At 66.4% G+C, this 18,056-nt stretch carries 16 protein-coding genes; 8 read left to right on the top strand and 8 right to left on the bottom strand.

The features are described 5' to 3' along the window. Positions 1-84 precede the first annotated feature (84 nt). The gene (locus K1X74_19400; protein ID MBX7168512.1) at positions 85-1,413 is read left to right on the top strand and encodes a hypothetical protein; all 1,329 of its coding nucleotides are present in this window, start codon (positions 85-87) and stop codon (positions 1,411-1,413) included. Positions 1,414-1,508: 95 nt separating this feature from the next. Then, entirely contained in the window at positions 1,509-2,606 is a 1,098-nt protein-coding gene (locus K1X74_19395; GenBank protein ID MBX7168511.1) for a Gfo/Idh/MocA family oxidoreductase, read from the top strand. 30 nt (positions 2,607-2,636) lie between these two features. On the opposite strand, the gene K1X74_19390 is transcribed toward K1X74_19395, so the two are convergent. Next, positions 2,637-3,653, bottom strand: a complete 1,017-nt coding sequence (locus K1X74_19390) for a sugar phosphate isomerase/epimerase (GenBank protein MBX7168510.1) — start codon at positions 3,651-3,653, stop codon at positions 2,637-2,639. 233 nt (positions 3,654-3,886) lie between these two features. Here K1X74_19390 and K1X74_19385 point away from each other — a divergent pair, with 233 nt between their 5' ends. Genes K1X74_19385 through K1X74_19370 form a run of 4 tightly spaced genes read left to right on the top strand, consistent with a single transcriptional unit; the run spans position 3,887 to position 8,779 of the window. Next, the gene (locus K1X74_19385; GenBank protein ID MBX7168509.1) at positions 3,887-5,128 is read left to right on the top strand and encodes a Gfo/Idh/MocA family oxidoreductase; all 1,242 of its coding nucleotides are present in this window, start codon (positions 3,887-3,889) and stop codon (positions 5,126-5,128) included. Beyond that, the gene (locus K1X74_19380) at positions 5,121-6,566 is read left to right on the top strand and encodes an aminotransferase class III-fold pyridoxal phosphate-dependent enzyme (protein MBX7168508.1); all 1,446 of its coding nucleotides are present in this window, start codon (positions 5,121-5,123) and stop codon (positions 6,564-6,566) included. Before K1X74_19385 ends, K1X74_19380 begins: the two co-directional genes overlap by 8 nt. A gap of 30 nt (positions 6,567-6,596) precedes the next feature. Further along, complete coding sequence (locus K1X74_19375) at positions 6,597-7,940, top strand: FAD-binding oxidoreductase (GenBank protein MBX7168507.1); 1,344 nt, start codon at positions 6,597-6,599, stop codon at positions 7,938-7,940. Continuing rightward, positions 7,937-8,779 (top strand): hypothetical protein, encoded by an 843-nt coding sequence (locus K1X74_19370; protein ID MBX7168506.1) that lies wholly within the window; start codon positions 7,937-7,939, stop codon positions 8,777-8,779. The genes K1X74_19375 and K1X74_19370 overlap by 4 nt, the downstream gene beginning before the upstream one ends. Positions 8,780-8,808: 29 nt before the next feature. Here K1X74_19370 and queF read toward each other — a convergent pair whose 3' ends face one another. Continuing rightward, entirely contained in the window at positions 8,809-9,168 is a 360-nt protein-coding gene (gene queF / locus K1X74_19365; protein MBX7168505.1) for a preQ(1) synthase, read from the bottom strand. Between the two features lie 62 nt (positions 9,169-9,230). Here queF and queC point away from each other — a divergent pair, with 62 nt between their 5' ends. Continuing rightward, positions 9,231-9,932: a 7-cyano-7-deazaguanine synthase QueC gene (gene queC / locus K1X74_19360; protein ID MBX7168504.1), complete on the top strand. Its 702-nt coding sequence runs from the start codon at positions 9,231-9,233 to the stop codon at positions 9,930-9,932. Further along, positions 9,929-10,615, top strand: a complete 687-nt coding sequence (locus K1X74_19355) for a 7-carboxy-7-deazaguanine synthase QueE (protein ID MBX7168503.1) — start codon at positions 9,929-9,931, stop codon at positions 10,613-10,615. Before queC ends, K1X74_19355 begins: the two co-directional genes overlap by 4 nt. An 8-nt stretch (positions 10,616-10,623) precedes the next feature. Here K1X74_19355 and K1X74_19350 read toward each other — a convergent pair whose 3' ends face one another. The 6 genes from K1X74_19350 to K1X74_19325 all read right to left on the bottom strand — a co-directional run bounded on the left by K1X74_19350 (position 10,624) and on the right by K1X74_19325 (position 17,932). After that, a complete protein-coding gene (locus K1X74_19350) occupies positions 10,624-11,175 on the bottom strand; it encodes a hypothetical protein (GenBank protein ID MBX7168502.1) in 552 nt (183 codons plus the stop codon). A 103-nt stretch (positions 11,176-11,278) separates the two neighbouring features. After that, entirely contained in the window at positions 11,279-14,710 is a 3,432-nt protein-coding gene (locus tag K1X74_19345; GenBank protein MBX7168501.1) for an ABC transporter permease, read from the bottom strand. Continuing rightward, a complete protein-coding gene (locus K1X74_19340) occupies positions 14,707-15,408 on the bottom strand; it encodes an ABC transporter ATP-binding protein (GenBank protein MBX7168500.1) in 702 nt (233 codons plus the stop codon). The genes K1X74_19345 and K1X74_19340 overlap by 4 nt, the downstream gene beginning before the upstream one ends. A 170-nt stretch (positions 15,409-15,578) precedes the next feature. Continuing rightward, on the bottom strand, positions 15,579-16,001 hold the full coding sequence (locus tag K1X74_19335; protein ID MBX7168499.1) for an acyl-CoA thioesterase: 423 nt from the start codon (positions 15,999-16,001) through the stop codon (positions 15,579-15,581). 4 nt (positions 16,002-16,005) lie between these two features. Then, positions 16,006-17,346 (bottom strand): glycosyltransferase family 4 protein, encoded by a 1,341-nt coding sequence (locus K1X74_19330; protein ID MBX7168498.1) that lies wholly within the window; start codon positions 17,344-17,346, stop codon positions 16,006-16,008. Between the two features lie 10 nt (positions 17,347-17,356). Beyond that, complete coding sequence (locus K1X74_19325; protein ID MBX7168497.1) at positions 17,357-17,932, bottom strand: hypothetical protein; 576 nt, start codon at positions 17,930-17,932, stop codon at positions 17,357-17,359. Positions 17,933-18,056: the final 124 nt, after the last annotated feature.

The following is an 18,056-nucleotide window of genomic DNA, read 5'->3' as shown; positions in this document are numbered from 1 at the left end:
GCCGCGGAACTCGAGCAGCAGCGAGCAGGGCTCGAAACAGCGCGCACACAGCTCTAACAACTGCGGGCCGATTGGCAGGCCGAGGTGGCCACGCAGCAGAACGCGGCGGCAAACGCTCAAGCGATCGATGCCGAACAGACGGCGCGGCTGGCGCAGGAACTGGACGACCGCCAGGCAGTGCTGGAAGCGCAACAGCGGCAACTCGCCGCACAAGCGGACGAGCTGGAAGCCTTCGAAGCCAGGCTGACTCGCGACGCCGAAGAGCTCGACCGCCGCGAACAAGAACTCGTCGAACGTGAGCAAGCGGTGCTCAGCGCGGGGTACACGAGCTACGCACCCGAAGCTGCCGATGCCGAACCGGTGGAGGTCACGAGCGACGAAGACGACAGCCTTGCAGAAGCCGCCGGCAGCGAAGCGTCACTTCAGACCGCAGGCTACGACGCTTACGACCTGGGCGCCGGCGACGAGGCTGGCGACGCGGGCGACAGCCTGCCGGAAGAAATCGAGCCGCAGCAACAAGAACCGAGTCTCCGCGACGTGTTATCCCGTTGGGGCCTGACTGCCGAATCCGAAGCCGAGGAAGCGCACGACGCATCGGACGGCGACACGGAGGAATCAGCAGCTGCTTGCGAGGCCCGTGATCTTCACGAAGAGGCCGAGGATGCAGACCCGGCTGCCGACGGCACTGGCGATGAGGCCGAAGCAGCCGAGCCCACGGCGAAGCAGGCACCTCAGGCCGAAGAACATCACGAAGAAACCGTCGAGCAATACATGGCGCGCCTCATGGCGCGGGTACGCCAACAGGTTGCCGAGAACGACGCCGCGGCGATGAGCAAGACGATCGAGCCGCTGCGGCCACAGACGGCGGCGCGCCCCGGGCGACAGACTCCGCAGCCAGCCGTGACGGCCCAACCCGCGGAGCGTGTGCGAACCGCGGCCCCGGAATCGAAAGCCGATCTCTCGGCGCTGCGAGAATTGGCGAACGAATCGGCCAAGGCCCACATCAGCCAGCACATGCGCAAGACGTTGCGCCAGAGCACGCTCGGCAAGGCCGTCGTGGCAATCGTGGCACTGTGTTGCTCGGCCGTACTGCTCAGTAGCTCCTCGTCGACCAGCAGCACGAGCTTCTATATGGCCATCGTGTCGTTCGGCGTGGCCGTCGTCTGGGGCATCCAGTATGCCCTCAGCACCGGCAACATCATGGTTAGCCGGATCGGCTCGTTCAACGAGATCGACGAGCAAGACAGTCCTGCCACGGAGCATGCGGACAACGACGCAGATGCAGATGTTCGGACCGCGACGCAAGCGACGGCCTGGAGCACCAACGCAGCCGGGACCGAGGCTCCCCCTGAAGTCGGCACAGACGCGAACGACGACTCCAACGGCCCGGCCGCGAGCGACTCTGACGAGTAAACGTCGCCGCGGTGCTGCTTGACGACGCCGCCCCCGGCCGCGAGACTGCGCGGCCGGTTGCGTTGCAGCAGGACACTCCGCGGAAAGGTTTCAGCATGGCGCGCGTTGGCGTGGGCCTGATCGGCAGCCAATTCATCACGGCACTGCATTACGAGGCGCTCAAGCACGTGCCCGACGCCGAGGTCGTGGCCGTCGCCTCGCCGACGGCCGAACACGTGCGCGGGTTCGCCGAGGCCCGGGGCGTTGGCCGCTGGTTCACCGACTACCGCGAGCTGCTGGCGCTGGCCGACGTCGAGTTGGTTATCCTGGGCGTGCCCAACGACCTGCATTGCCGGCTGGTGCTCGATGCGGCCGCGGCGGGCAAGCATGTCGTGCTGGAAAAGCCGATGGCGCTCAATCTGGCCGAATGCGATGCGATGATCGCGGCTTGCCGTACGGCCGGCGTCAAGTTGATGTACGCCGAAGAACTGTGCTTCGCCCCGAAATACGTGCGGCTTAAGCAATTGGTCGACTCGGGTGCCCTGGGGCGCATTCATCTGATCAAGCAGTTGGAAAAGCACGACGGGCCCCACTCGGCCTGGTTTTACGACGTGCAGCGCAGCGGCGGCGGGGTGCTGCTCGACATGGGATGCCACGCCATCGAGTTCTTTCGCTGGCTGCTCTCGGGCCCCGACTGCACGGCGCGGCCAAAGATCACCAGCGTCTACGCGCAACTGGCCACGCACGTCCACGGCGATCGCACGCGCGGCGACGATGAGGCCCTGTTGATCGTCGAATTCGACAACGGCTGCACGGCGCTGGCCGAGGACAGTTGGTGCAAGCCGGGCGGCATGGACGATCGGGCCGAGGTCTACGGCAGCGAGGGTCAGGCCTATGCCGACCTGCTGCGCGGCAATTCGATCCACACCTATTCGCGCCGCGGCTACGACTACGCCGTTGAGAAAGCCGGCAGCACCGCCGGCTGGTCGTTCACGATCTACGAAGAAGCGTGGAACTACGGGTTCCCGCAGGAGCTGGCGCATTTCGTGGCTTGCGTGCGCGACGATCGCCCGCCCCTGGTCAGCGGCGAGGACGGCCGGGCCGTGCTCGAAGCTGTGATGGCCGCGTATGCGTCGGCCGGGCAGGGGCGCAAGATCAAGCTGCCCTTTGCGACCGACGCGGCGCGGCCGATCGACCTGTGGCGCCCCGCCTGATGCCGTTGGCGCCCCGCCTGATGCCGTTCTCTAGCGGCCCCGCAGCGCGCGGATGTCGTCGAAATCGCGGAGGTGGTAGTTCAGCCCCACGTAGTCGAGCACGCGGCACAGTCCGCGCAGTGCGACGCCCATGCCGTCCGGGCCGCTGAAACCTCCGAATTGGCCGCCGCCTTTGAGATGCGGCTCCAGGTCGAGGAACACGCCGGGGATGCCGCGGCGCTTGAGCTTCTTCTCGAGCTTGGGAATCTGGTCGCGGAAGTCCTTGAGCACCGCCTCGTGGGCCGATTCGCCGACGTCGGCGGGGACAAAAAGCTCGAGCGCGTCCTCGTCCACGTGCCCACGCTGCCGCGCGACGCCGCGCGGAGCGCGATAGTCCTTGATATGCATCCAGCCGACGGCATGCTTCATCGCCTGGTACTGCTCGTAAACCTCGGACGGCGAATAACCCTGGCAAAGCACGTTGGCGCCGTCGAAGATCAGCATCAGGGCCGGGTGATCGACCTGCCGCTGTATCTCGGCCAGCAGTTGACCGGTCTGCCCGACCAGGTTGGCCTCGATCTCCAAGCCGAAGGTCAGGTCGGACCGATGGCAGGTCTCGACGATCTGGCCCAACTGATCGACCACTTGCGGCAAATGGTCGCGGGGCTCGGTTCCGCGGGGGTGATAGAACGAGAAGCCGCGGATCAGTTTGGTCTCAAAGGCATGGGCCAATTCGCAGGCCCGGGCCACGTCCTTGGCCAGGTATTTCTTGAAGGGCACGAACGCGTTCTTGGTGCCGTCGTTGACGTCGAGCAGTTTGACTTTGCCGATCGGCGAACCGATCGACGAGACGTTCAGGCCGTATTCGTCTTCCAGGTGCCGGATCTTCTGGATCTCCGACACTTTGAGCTGCATGACGTTCTTGATGCCCTCGCCGGCATCGATAAACCGCAGGCTGTAATACTGCAGCCCCAGCGCGGCAAACGCGGCAAATTGCTGGACGGCGGTCTTTTGATTGGCCGCTTCGTCGGCAAATCCGCTGAGAATCACACTGGGACGTTCGATCATGCCTGGTTTCCTCGGGCGGAGCAGGGAGCGCAAGGCGGTAATTGTGGGTCGCTCCCCGCAGAGCCGCAAGGGGCCAACGCGTTCGCCCCGGCGCCGGGGTCGCCTGCGAACTGGCTCGGCGTGTGCGGTCAGGGTACGATTGGCGGCCGGTCAAGTGTTCCTGATTGCCTATGTCGCGCGCGCACGCCCCTCGCTCCAATCCGACGGTCGCCGGCCATACGATCCGCGCAGGAATGTGCGGGGTCGGGATGATCTTTGACGAGACGTACCGGCCGTTTTTCGAGCAGGTCGAGGGGCGGCCGCTGGCCGACCGGCGATTTGGCGTCTGCGACGTCGAGTTGGCGGCCGTGGCCAGCCGCACCGGTCAACGCGCTGCGTCCTACTTGCAACAGGCGCGGGGCCGGATGGCCGGCTTCCAGAATTTCTCCGGCTCCCAGGCGATGGAGCAACTGCTGGCCGCCGATGTCGAAGCGGTTTGCGTCGCCACGCCCGACGACCGGCATTTCGAGCTGGCGCGTGCGGCCCTGGCCGCCGGCAAACACGTGCTGATCGAAAAGCCCTCGGTGCTGTCGCTGGCCGAACTCGACGAACTGACGGCCCTGGCCGATGCGCAAGGCGTGCTGGCCAAGGTGGTCTATCACAAGCTGCTCGATCCCGACCACAAGCGTCTGCGGACGCTCGTCGTCGACGGCGAGCTGCGGCACGTCAACAACGGCTACTGTTCGCTGTTGGAGCCCAAGAGCATTTCCGGCTCGCAGTTTGCCGAATGGATTCACGGCCGCAACCCCGGCACCTATGTGGCGGTGCATTACATCAAGCTGATCGATTTCACGTTCGGCGGACGCTTGCAGTCCGTGGCCTGCACCGGGCAGCGCGGCATTGTCGGGCCGGCCGGCGGTCCGACCTGGGATTCGACGCAGTTGCGGCTCGGCTATGTCTACGACGACGGGCGCGAGGCGGCGTTCGACATCCACACTTCGTGGGTCACGCCCGACAATTTTCCCGGCTACGTCGAGCAAGAAGTGCAATTCCGCTTCGACAACGGCGTGTGGAACGGCCACAGCCGCAAACGTGGCGTCGAATTGACGATCGAGGGAGTGACCCCCTTGAAACGCAAGACGACCCTCAACAACCACTACAATGGACAGTTCGTCGAGCCGTGGGGCGAACGCAGCCAACGCGGCTACGGCATCGAGACCATCGAACGATTCTTTCGCGAGGTGGCCTACGTCGAGTTCGGCGGTTCGCCCGACACGCGCGTCGAACGTCGGCAGGCCATGCGACAATTGGCCTATGACGATCTCGCGGCCGACCGGCAAACCGTCGCCGCCGTGCAGGCGATGGAAGCACTTCTGGCGTGCCACGCGGCCGGCCAGCCGAACTGCCTGGTGACGGTCAACGGTCCGGCCGGTGGGCTGGCGCTGTGGCAGCCCGGCCGCGCTGCGCCGGAAGTTATCTACCATCCAAGTGTATAATCCGCACGCGGCACGACTCACGGGCCCCTTGAACATGCACGAGCAATATCCGGCGAACCCGGCCATTCAGCATCCGGGCGAAACGCAGTCGAATGAGTTGCGGCGACGTCTAGTCCGGGTCGAGCCCTTGGCCCAGCGGACCTATACGCCGAGCCTGGCGGCATTGGCCCGCAGCGCCGGTGCCTATCACTGGACGCCCGAGGGCCGCAAGCTGGCCGACTTCACATCCGGCGTGCTGGTGGCAAACCTGGGCCACAATCCGGCGCGTTGGTGGCAGCGTGTTTTCGGCTACCTGGGGCTGCCCCAGGCACTGCCGGACGGGGATTATTTTTCCGCCGCTCCGCTGACCGCTTACAACGCCTTGACCGAACTCGAGGTGCAGGCCTCGGAACGACTGCTGGCAAATCTGCGTAGCCAGCCCGGCGGGGCGCGGTGCGAACAGGTCGTCTGGTCGGCCAGCGGCAGCGAAGCGATCCAAAAGGCCCTCTGGACGGCTCTCGAGCGACGCCCCGGACCGCAAAACGTCATCCTGGCGACCCGCGCGGGCTTTCACGGCAAAAAGGGACTTGCCGGGGCGGTGACGGGCACCGAGAACGATCCGGATCGCGACCCGCGCGTGCGATTCATCAGCTTTCCCACCGCCGAGTGCATCAGCGTCGAGCGCCGGCGCCAGCCGCTCGACTTGCGGCCCTACGAGGCCGAGTTGCAGGCCCTGGTCGAGGAGTTCGGCGACCGCATTTGTTGCCTGATCACCGAGCCGTATCTCGGCGGCGGCGGCTCGTTCCATCCGCAACGCGAGTACCTGCAATTGCTCGAGCAGTGGTGCCGGCGGCACGATTGGATTTTGATCCTCGACGAAGTGCAGGCCAACTTCGGCCGGACCGGATCGATGTATGCGTTTACGCACTACGGCGTCGAGCCCGACATCGTCGTGCTCGGCAAGGGGCTGGGCAACGGCGTGCCGGTGAGCGCCGCGGTCGGTCGCGCCGATTTGTTTGCCGCGCTGCACTATGGCCAGGCTTCGGACACCTGGAGCGCCAACCCGCTGGCCAGCGCCGCCGTCCTGGCCACGCTGGACGAATTCGAGACCGGCGGCGTACTCGAAAACGCAGCCGAATTGAGCCTGGCTCTCGAGCGCGGGCTGCTGCGCCTGACCGAGTTGGGCCTGGTCGCCAACGTCCGCGGCGAGGGTTGCGTATGGGGCATCGAATGTGCGGGCGTCGGCACGCACGATGCCGCACATGTGGCTAACGCGTGCGTCGAGGCCTGCTACCTGGGCGATCGCTCAGGCCGGGCGATTCATCTCCTGGGGCCGCTGGCCGGACGCGTGCTGCGCGTGAGCCCACCGCTGACGATGGCCCCGCGCGACGCGACCTCCTATCTCGACGCGATGTACGAGATCTTTGCCGAGGTCCAACGGCGACTGTCGCCCGGCTGAGTTGTTCGACCCTTCGTGCCGGAATTCGTCATGACGACACAAGCTCGCCAGGCACGTGGCCACACCTATCGCCGCGGCGAAGCGGGTTATGAAGCCGCACGCCAGGCGGTGATGTGGAATCGCCGGGTGCCCGACCGGTTTCCCGACATGATCGTGCAAGCGAACGACGTCTACGACGTCGTCGCGGCAGTCGCTCTGGCCCGGCGCGAGCGACTGCGGCTCAGCGCGTGCTCGGGCGGCCATAGCTGGTCGGGAAACCATCTTCGCGAGGGCGGCCTGTTGCTCGACTTGTCCCGGCTCGACGAGGCGCATGTCGACGCGCAGCGACTGCGTGCCACGGTTGGGCCCGGGTGCACAGGCGCCGAGCTGGCCGGGATGCTCGTGCGGCAAGGGGTGTTCTTTCCGGCCGGACATTGCCGTGGCGTCGCCGTGGGGGGCTACCTGCTGCAAGGCGGTTATGGCTGGCACAGCCGGGCACTCGGTCCAGCATGCATGAGCGTCGAGGCCGTGGACGTCGTGACGGCCGACGGCGCGCTGGTTCATGCCAGTCCCGCGCAGAATGCCGAGCTGTATTGGGCCGCGCGCGGCGCAGGTCCAGGGTTCTTCGGCATCGTCACTCGATTTCACCTGCGGCTGTATCCACGGCCCAAGGTGATCGGGTTTGCCGCACAAACCTATCGCATCGAGCTGCTCGAGGATGTTTTCGGGTGGATGCACGAAGTCGGACCGCAGGTGCCGGTCGAAATCGAGCTGCAGGCGCTCATGTCGCGTCACACGCCGGGCGTGCGCGGCGCGGGGTTCACGGTCGTGGCCCCCATCTTCGCCGATGGCTATCGCCAGGCCTGGCGATTGTTGTCGTTTTTCAATCGCAATCCGCATCGCCGCCGCGCGAATTGGGCCGTGTCCTTCGTTCCCTCGGGCCTCGGACCGATGTACCGCGGTGTGATGTCGCACTATCCCGACGGCCATCGCTATGCGGTCGACAACATGTGGACTCACGCGACGTATGCCGAATTGCTGCCGGGATTGCGGCGGATTGCCGACACCTTGCCGCCGGCGCCGTCGCACATGCTGTGGATGAATTGGGCTCCGCCGAGCGAGCGCCCCGACATGGCCTATTCGATGGAAGACAACATCTACCTCGCGCTCTACTCGGTTTGGAAACACGCGCACGACGACCTGCAGTTCGTCGATTGGCCCGTCAGCCGGATGCGTGAAATGGAGCATCTGGCCACGGGCTGTCAGTTGGCCGACGAAAACCTGGGCCAGCGACCGGCGCGCTTCGCCACGGATAAGAACCTGACACGGCTCGACACTGTGCGCGCTCAATATGATCCCGACGGGCGATTCTATCCCTGGATGGGCCGGCCATGAGCAACACCCATCTGGCCGGACCACGCTACCTCGGCATGCGCCCTGGAGATCTTGACGGCAAGCCTTATGCCCGTCATTGGAACCCGACGTTGGGACCGCTCCCGTCGCATATCCACGAGGCGCTGCTCCAGGGTCCGATCGCTGGGCCGCTGTTGCCGCCCTGGGACGAAGCACCACGGATTTTCGAATCGGGCGAGCCGCTCGTGGACAACGCCTATTGCGTCGGGCCTGACGGCGCTCAGCGGATTGCGCTCGTGACCGACATGCCCGGCGTGTCGCCGAACATGATCGATTGGTGGTTCGGATGGCACAGCGACGAACCGCAGCGCTACAAGCTCTGGAACCCGCACGCCCATGTGCATGCCGAGTGGCGGACGCGGGCGGGGCGCGGCGCAGCCGGCCGTGACCGCTATGTCGGACAAACCTCGTGCGTCGACGAGTACGTCGGCAGCGAACTGGGCAGCTACGCGATTCAATTCCGGCCGCCGGAAGAATTCGGGCTCGATCCTCGCCTGCTGGCCGATCCGGCGCTCGCGACCGCCGTGTGCGCTCGCGTGGGCTTTGCCCGCGCGCCGATCGACATCGGCTATTTGATGCACTATGTCACGCGGACCGCGACGGGCTCGGTCATGCGTTCGCGGTTCTGGCTGGCGGGCTCGAATGCCGGCGCGCGAAGCGGCGGGCCGGTGGGAGCGCTGATGGTCGCGGCAGCCAAACGCGTGCTCAAGGCCCCGCCGGCGCTGAGCAGCGCTCTCTTGGTGCATTGCTCGCAGGAGATGTCGCACCTGGCGATCTTCTTGCCGGCGCTCTATGCAGAACTCGGCCAGGGCTCCTCCTAGCAGTCCGGCGCACGCTCCCCCGGGGGCTGCTAGGCTCCGCGGCGATACTCGACCACCACGCGGGTGGAAATGCCGCCGCGCGGCGTGAAGGCCGCGGTGAGCTTCATCCGCCGCGGCTGCGTGACACCGGCCACGTCGTCCAGAATGCGGTTGGTGATATGCTCGTAGAATACGCCCTCGTTGCGATATTGCTGCAAGTACAGCTTCAAGCTCTTGAGCTCGACGCACCGCCGGTCCGGCACATACTCGAACGTCAGGGTGCCAAAATCGGGCTGTCCCGTCTTGGGGCATACCGACGTGAACTCGGGACAAACGATTTCGATCGTGTATTCCCGCTCGGGGAACTGGTTGTCGAAGGTTTCGAGCATCTGGCGGAAGTCGGCGGGCATGCAGCAGGGCTCCTTTTCGGCTCGCGGCCATTCTGGCATGATGGCGCGCAACTGTGCAAACGATGACGACGAATGCTCCTCGAGCCGTGGTGTTATTGTCCGGGGGCCTCGATTCGGCCACCACGGCGGCGATTGCGCGCGCCGCGGGGTTCGAACTCGTCGCCTTGAGCGTCGATTACGGCCAGCGGCATCGATTCGAACTCGACGCGGCGCGGCGCGTGGCGCAGTCGCTGGGCATCGCCCGGCACCTGGTGCAGCGGCTTGACCTGTCGGCCTTTGGAGGCAGCGCGCTGACCGACGCGGCCATCGCGGTCCCCAAGGATCGAGCCGACGAAGAACTGACCGCCGGAATCCCTGTCACCTATGTGCCGGCCCGGAATACGGTGCTGCTGGCCTTGGGCTTGGCGCTGGCCGAGACGTGCGGCGCCGGCGACCTGTTCGTCGGCGTCAACGCGGTCGATTACAGCGGGTATCCCGACTGCCGACCGGAATTCCTCGCCGCGTTCGAGCGGCTGGCCAACCTGGCCACCAAGGCGGGCGTCGAGGGCCGGTTGCAGTTCCGCATTCATGCCCCCCTGGTGCATTGGACCAAGGCGCAGATCATCGAGCGCGGCACGCAATTGGGCGTCGATTATTCACTGACCCATACCTGTTACGACCCGAACGCACAGGGAGTGAGCTGCGGTCGCTGCGATGCCTGCGTCTTGCGGCTGCGCGGCTTTGCCGAAGCGGGCTTGACGGATCCGGTCCCTTACGCCCAATGAGAATCGCCGAAATCTTTCGTTCGCTGCAGGGTGAAGGACAATGGGCCGGCTCCGACAGTGTCTTCGTGCGCACCAGCGGCTGTAACCTGCGCTGTGGGTTTTGCGATACGCCGTATACCTCTTGGGAGCCCGAGGGCGACGATCTTGCGTTCGAAGAGATTCTCTCGCGAGCGTTGGAATTGGATGCCCAGCACGTGGTCATCACGGGCGGCGAACCGATGCTGCATGCCGAGCTGGTCCCGTTGACTGCGGCACTGCGCACCGCGGGGCGTGTGATCACGATCGAAACGGCCGGCACGCTCGATCTGCCGGTCACTTGCGACCTGATGTCGATCAGCCCCAAGCTATCGAACTCGACGCCCGATCCGTTGCGCGCTCCAAAGTGGCGCGAGCGCCACGAACGCACGCGTCAGCGGCCCGACGTGCTTCGCCGGCTGGTGCGGGACTACCCGTTCCAGTGCAAATTTGTCGTCGCAGCCGAGACGGATCTGGCCGAGATCGAAGACTTTCTCACGCGCATCCCGGAAATCGAGCGCGACCAGGTGTGGCTCATGCCTGAGGGTACCAACACGACTCGGCTGGCGGCGATCGGCACCTGGCTCGAACCTTACTGCAGGGCGCGTGGTTACCACTTCTGCCCGCGGCTGCACATCGCCTGGTTCGGGCCAGGCCGCGGCGTGTAGACCCGCACTCAGTGCGCCGAAGTATCGGTTGGTTGCGCTGCGTTCGAGGCCTCGGGTGCGGCGGCCGCCGGCTTGGGCCCATGTGGCACCAGCCGCGTCGCCGTCGTCAACACGAGGAATGCGCCGATCCCCACCAGGAGCAATCCCGCTAGATGCATGCCCAACAGCATGGGCTCATTACGATTCAATCCCTTGGTGGCGAACGAGAACATCGCATTGATCAGCGGGGCGAACCCAAACACCATCGGCATGACGTAGGCCGGCTTGCCACCGTAGTTGAAGGCCAGGATGATCCCCAGGGCCCCCACGGCGCCGGCGGTGCCCGCCAACAGGCTCCAACTCGTGCCCGAAAACGTCCAATGGCCCTGTTCGCCGCGCGTCATGAGCACGGCAATCGGCACCACGACGGCGATGATGAAATAGGCGATGCCCACGCACAGCAAAGGCCGCAACCGGCTGCCGGACATGCCCACCTGGCCGTTGTGCAACAGCGGTCCATAGAGCCCCCAGCACAACACCGTCAAGCCGATCGACGCCACCACCAGCACGGAATCTTTCATCGCTCTCTCGCAGATGGGTAAAGGTTCGGCGGGCGATTCTACCACCGCGGACGCCCGCTGGCGAACGCCAGGCACACGGCGGGAGGCCACGCGCCGCAGGGCGTTAATCTCCGCGCAGCGCCGCAATCAGTTGCTCCGACATCGCCGCTCGGACGGCGAACAAACTTGCCAGGAGTCCTGCCACGACCACGGCCGCCAGCGTCAGGCCAAGCGACTGCCAGGGCACCGTGGCGCGATGCAGGAGCCAGTGCGGCAGAACCGCCACGAGCGCCGCCACGACGCCGACGATCAGGCCCGTCGCCAGCAGCCACACCTGCTCCCAGAGGACCAGCTCGGCCACGCGTCCGCGGGCAAAACCGACGGCTTGCAACAGCGCCAGCTCGCCGCGCCGCTCCAGAACGTTGCGAAGCTGCACGGTGGCCAGACCGAGCGTGCCCAGCAGCAGCCCCAAGCCGCCGAGGCTTTGGAAGGTCGACAGGTACGTGTTCTGCACCGCCGCAAACCCGGCCAACCGGGTCAAGGTAGGCTGCGCGTCGACGCCGAAATCGCTCAAGTTCGATTCGAGGGCTTGTTGCACCGCCGCCGCATCCTGCGGTGGGGCGTCGACGAGCAAAATGCGAAACCCGCTCTGCGCGGGAAAAAGCCGCTTGAACTGCGACTCGGCAATCAACACGTCGCCTTGAAGAATGCTGTTTTGCAGCAGGCCGACGACTTCGAGCGTGATCGTGCCGCCTTGCCCGTCGTCGAGCGAAAACGTCGCCCCGACGCCTTGCCACAGGTGCATGCTGTACATGGCCGTATTGAAATCGATGACCGCGGGCACCCGCGGACGGCCGTGTTCATCCGCTGGTAACGAGCGTTCGAGCAGCCGCCAAGGATTGTCCGCCTCGTCGCGCGCGTGGGGGCCCACAGGCGGCGCCGTCTGCGCCCAGTCAAAGCCGCCGCGCTGGACCAGGTCAGGCGGCACGCCCAACACGCGCGGCTGGCGCGGCTGGTAAAGATTCAGGCAACTGGCGTCGTCGCCGGGCCTCACGCGCAGGGGAAAGATCTTCGCCCCGGCCAGCACCTGCTCGGCTTGCGGGCTGAATCCCAGATCAGCGCGTGCATCGGCGTCGTCAGGATTCACATACAAGGGATGATCCGATTCGGCCACCAGCGCAAAGCCGCCCGTACCGTCGGTGCGGCTGGGCACGTCGCCGGCCGGATCGATGCGAAACGCGCTCAGGGCCACGATCAAGAAGCACGCGACCGCCACCAAGGCAATCGTCAGCGCGCTGCGGCCCGCGGCACGCGCCGCGTTGCGCGCGGCAAGCAACAGCAGCCCACCGCCCGCGCCCAAGCCCAGCGCACCGCCCCCGGCGGCCAGCCACGACCAGATCCAGGCTAGCAGCGCGAACAGCGCCAGGGCACCGCTGCCAAAGAACGCTCCGGCCTGTTGTTCAGCCGTCAGCTCGCGCGAAAACACGGCCAAGGTCACGGCAGCCACCAGCGCCACCGCGCCCAGGGCCGCGGCCGCGAACGAACCGCGCGACGAACCCAACCGCGGCGCGGTCATCTCGCCGGCCAGCAAGCGACGCACCGACACCCGGCCCGCGCTCCACACCGACCAGGCGATCGCCAGCAGGGCGACGAGCGTACCGCTGGCCGCGCCGATGAGCAGGCTCTGCGGAGTCACCGTCAATTGCAGGGCATTGGTATTCACCGCATCGCGCCACCAGGTGCGCAAACCCGCCAGCATCAGCCAGGCGTAACCCACGCCCGCCGCCGCTCCGAGCAGGCCGCCCAGCACCGTCACGACGAGCGCCTCGAGGACGAACAAGCGGCGCACCTGCGCGGCGCGCAATCCGAGCGCCAGCAGCATTCCAACTTCGCTGGCGCGGCGTTCGATGCCCAACCGGAACAGCAACGCGACCAGCATCACCGCGGCCGCGATCAGGAAAAAGCTGAATCCCAGGAACAGTCCGGCGAACGGCGTCGTCCCTTGCGCGGCGATCAGCCCTTGGCGCTTGATCGGCGCAAACGACATGCCCAGCTCGGCGCTGTCGAACTGCAGGCGCCGGGCAATTTCCCCCTGCAACTCGTCCGCCGCTTCGGGCGTACGTTCGTCCGGCACCGGCATCGCCAGCGACGTCAGACGGCCAAAGCGGCTGCCCCAGAGGCGCTGGCCGGTGGCCAGGCTGACGAACGCTTTGGGAGTGCCCCGATGCTCGTCCCAATAGGTTTCGTCCTGCTCGCGCACGCGCTCGGCATGAAACGGGAAAGGCGGGTCCCAATCGGCGATCGACTCCTGATCGGTGACACCGCGGACCTCGGGGGTCAAAGCCGGATCGTCGGCCGCGCCGCTCATCGGGCAGACCGCCTTCAGGCTGAATTCGGCCGTTCGTTCGCGCACCTCGCCGTGGGTGCTTTCCGGCTCGAAGTAGGTGATCCGGACCACGTCGCCAGGCGCCAGGCCGCCCAGGTCGCCAGCGGCCCATTGATTGAGCACGATCTCGTCATCAGCCAGCGACCCGATCGGCTCACCCGCCGGATCGACCAAGGGTCCCCAGGGCGGCTGCTCGTCATAATCGACGGCCGCGATGGTCGAGTAGGGAATCTCCCCCTGGCCAGCAGCGATCGAATTCGCCAGGTAGGCGAGCACGCCGCGGGGTTCCCACGGCGCCAGTTGTTTGAGCGCCGTACGCTCGATCGCCGGTGCAATCATCAACCGGTCGCTTGCCAAACGCACGTAACCGCGTTTGGTCACCTCGACGGCCAGGCCGTAGTCGGATAGCTCAGGGCGGAGCGCTGCGGCCAACTGGGCATCGGCCGCCTCGGGGGCCGGCTGCTGCGGATCGTTGCCCAGGGCGAACAAGGCGTTCACGCGCCCGGGCTCCTCGAGCGCCGCCTGGAGCGTGGCCAGGCTGACGAAGGCCACCAACGATTGGCGCTGCGAAGGCCGGAGAGCGAATTGCCCCAGGCCACGATTGGGAATCACAGCTTTGATCTGCAGCCGCCGGCTGCGCACCGATTCCGATTTGCGTCCCCAGGGGCTATCGGGCGGTACGTCGGGCGAAACCGGGATTCGCAGCAAGAGCTCGTCCCCGATCTTCACGCCCAACTCGCCGGCCAACGCCTCATTGATCACGGCTTCGGTCGCCGCCAAGGGCAGGGGAGGGCCGCCCGCGCCGGCCTGCGCGAATTGCTCGTCGCACCCCAAGACGTTGACGCCGTTGGCCCGCGTGCCGGCCGCCGGGTTCTCGACCGTACCGCGCAACACGATCGCCGGCACCACCGCGGCGAAAGTCCCGGGCACGATCTTGTCGCTCGCGACCTCACCGGCCAAGGCCGCCCGGAAAAACCGGTCGGCGATGAGCGCCTGGTCGATGTTGCCAAGCCGTTCCAAGGTCAGCGAGCGCAGGCTGCCGGTCACCGAATCGCCGACGATCAAAGCGCCGGTCAAGACCGCGGTACCGGCGACGACGCCCAGTAGCACGGCGGCATGCATCGATGCGTAATGCACCAACCCACGTCCGGCCAGGGTCAGCAGATTCATGGCACGTCTCGCTCGAGCACCGGAGAGGCTTCGCGCAGACGGCCCGCGTCGAGTTCGAGCCGCCGCGGCATCAGCGCCGCCAGCTCGAGGCTGTGCGTGACCACCACGGCGATCATCTGTTCCTGCTGCTGCAGCTCCAGGAACAACTGCGAGACGCTCGCCGCGGTCGTCCGATCGAGATTGCCGGTCGGCTCGTCGGCCAGGAGCAGGGTCGGCCTCAACAACAGCGCCCGGGCAATCGCCACGCGCTGTCGCTCGCCGCCGGAGAGTTCAGCGGGACGATGATCGGTCCGGGCCGCCAGGCCCACGCGGTTGATCAATTCGCCGGCCCGTGCGACGTGCTCAGCCGTCGCCGATCCACCGGCCAGAGCGGGGACAAGCACATTCTCGAGCACCGAGCACTGCGGCAGCAGGTGATGGTCCTGGAACACGAAGCCGATACGTCGATTGCGAAACGCCGCCAGAGCCTGCGGAGCAAGCGTGTAGGGGTTCTCGCCGCACAGCTCAACGGTCCCTGAAGTGGGCGCTTCGAGCCCACCGAGCACATGCAGCAATGTGCTCTTGCCCGAACCGCTGGGGCCCAAGACGGCGACCGCTTCGCCGCGGGCCAGGGAAAGCGAGCAGCCGCGGAGGATCTCCAGCGGCTCGCCGCGAGTGGGATAGGCTTTGCAGACGTCGCGCACCAGAAGTTCCGTCATGCGTGATCCTCGACGCGTGATTCGCCAGCGCAACAGACGATCATCTCAACATAGCGATCGAGACCGTACTCCTGAAAGATGCGAGGCGCACGACCGACAGCGCACAGCTTGCCTAATCGCGCGCGCCGGTTGGCCAGCTTCAGGCTGAGCGGCCTATTCGGCCGGCCCGCCTAATCGAAGGGCCCGCCTAACCGACGGGCAATGTCGGCCGAAATGGCGATGGCCTCGATGCCGCCGGTCTCGGTGATCCGGCAACAAACGGCCGTGATGGTGCCGCGGGCGACTTCGCGCGCGCCGTGACGAAAGCGGAAGTCGTACGTCACGCTCTTCGTGCCCAAGCGGGCGATCTGAACCTCGATGTCCAGCAGGTCCTCGAACTTGACGGACCCGGTATAGTCGCAGTGTACGGCCACGCGGGGCCAGGACAACTGCTGCCCCAGGTCGTCGCGCATCAGCACGCTCAAGCCGCGCGACCGCAGCAGCTCGTGTTCGGCCTCCTCCATGTAGCGAAAGAAGGCCGTGAAATGCGCAATGCCTGCCGCGTCCGTGTCGTGCCATTCGACGCGCCGTTGGGTGGAATAGACTTCGCTCATCACTTCAACCGCCTCCCAGCGCGGTAGCCGATACCCCTGCGGGACCAGGCTCGCCCGCGACGAGCCTCCGGTAAACTTCGAGCGTGCGCAAGGCCATGGCCGGCGCCGTATAACGATCGCGCACCGCGGCTGCGGCTTGCAGGCCCAGGGCGTGGGCCCGGGGCAGATCGAGCACCAACTCGGCAATACAGTCGGCCAGGCTCGGCACGTCGCCTGCCCGCGACAGCAGCCCGCCGCCCGTGTCGCGAAGTAGTTCCGGAAAGGTGCCGTGGTCGGGCACGACGACCGGTACGGCGTTGGCCCAGGCCTCGAGAATCGAGAGGCCTTTGCTTTCGCGGTAGACGGTCGGCACGCTCATCACGTCGAGCGACTGCAGGAAGGCGATCTTCCCGGCGCGGTCGACTTCGCCGACGAAATCAAACTGGTCGGCCAGCCCAGCCGCCGCGATCCGCTGGCGTTGCGCCTCGAAATAGGCCCGGTCACCCGGTCCCAGGTAACCGGCGACGCGCAGGCGCAAAGGCGGCAGATCGGCGCGCTGGGCCAGCAGCAGAAAGGCGTCGACAAGCGCGTGAAGTCCCTTGTCCGGGCAGATCCGCGCCAAGTAGCCGATCTTCACCGGTTGCGCCCCACCCGGATGCGGCGCCCGGGGGGCATGTCCGGCCAACTTGAGCCCGTGCGGCACGACCGCGATTTTTTCGGCCGGTACCTGTAGGTAATCCTGCATGTAGTCGGCGTAGTAGCGGTTCAGCGCCACGAATGCGGCTGCGTCGGCGGCACGTTTCTGCAACTCGTCACGGGCACGCGAGCGATGCGGCTCGCGCAGTTTGTCGAGAAAGATGTCTTCGCCCGACAGCGTCGCGACGACCGGCACGCCGAGCTGGTGTCGAATCGCGCCGGCCATGCCCAAGAGCATCGCGTTGGACAGATGCACGACGTCGGGCCGCGCCTCGGCGGCCAGCCAGGTGACGAGCTTGTCGAGTTCCTTGCGCTGGTTGCCCTCGGCGCCGCGCAGCATCGACACAGTCAGCTCGCCCAAGTCGGCCGGGTCGGTCGCGCCGGCGCGTCGGGTAAGCCAGTTGATCAGCCCCGGCGAGTCGAGCCAGCGATCGACGAACCAGGGCGTCTTGCGAAACAGCGGAGAGAGCTGTTGGAGGTAGACGTTGATACCGCCGAAGAAGATCCGCCCCTGGCTCTGCGGCTCTTCGTCGACGCGCAGCGGCGTATACGTCGGCACCAGCAGGGCATCGGCCCCCTGGGCAATGAGCGCGGCCACCAGCGTGTTGTCGTGCAGGCAAGAGCCGCAGTACATGCCCCCTGCGCCGGCGCCCAAGTAAACGATTCGCATCGGCGGCTCGCTACGGTTGGTTGCCAGGAGCCGCAACTTCCGGCTCGGGCACGACAATCTCCAAGAGCTCGATTGCCGGGCGGCCGTCGACGTCGATCATCGCGGTCCGGCCAAAGGTTGTGCGGGGCCCCTGCAGCCCGAACATCTTTTGCAACTCTGGCCCTGGCTCGACGCGCCACAGCGACAGCAGATGGATCTGCCGCATGACGTTGTGTTTGATCAGGATGTGCCCCAGGGGCGTCTGCTCTTGCAGGATTTCGTCGCGGATTTCCGGCGCGATCAGGTCGAGCGCGATCCGCATGATCCCGAACTGCACGACCGCACCATCGCTCTTGCGCTCGAGCAAAATCTGCCGGGCGTAGTGGCTCGGCGTCGCTTTGCGCTGCAACACGCGGACGCCCACGGGCCCCCGATGGTGGCGCTCGACGGTGACCGTCATGTGGTGTTCGTGCGCCAGCAAGGTGCGATACACCGCGGGCATTCGATCCGGATCGACCGGACTGAACTTGCCCAGGTCCTCAACCTTGGCCGAAAAGAACAGGACCAGCGGAGTCAGCAGGGAGAAAGGATCGGCAAGCGCGTTCACGTCGGGAGGTTCTCGTCGCGCGAGAGGAACCCTGCTTGGCAAGCGGCCAGCCCGGGGGGGCGCGACCCCGGCGGTGCTTTCCGCCGCGGCGGGAACCGCCGGCCGGGACTTGCCGCGGGGGCTG

It is taken from the genome of Pirellulales bacterium (assembly GCA_019694435.1).
Classification (GTDB): domain Bacteria; phylum Planctomycetota; class Planctomycetia; order Pirellulales; family JAEUIK01; genus JAIBBZ01.
Note: the sequence above shows the minus strand (reverse complement) of the source record. Positions and strands in the feature narration are given on the sequence as shown.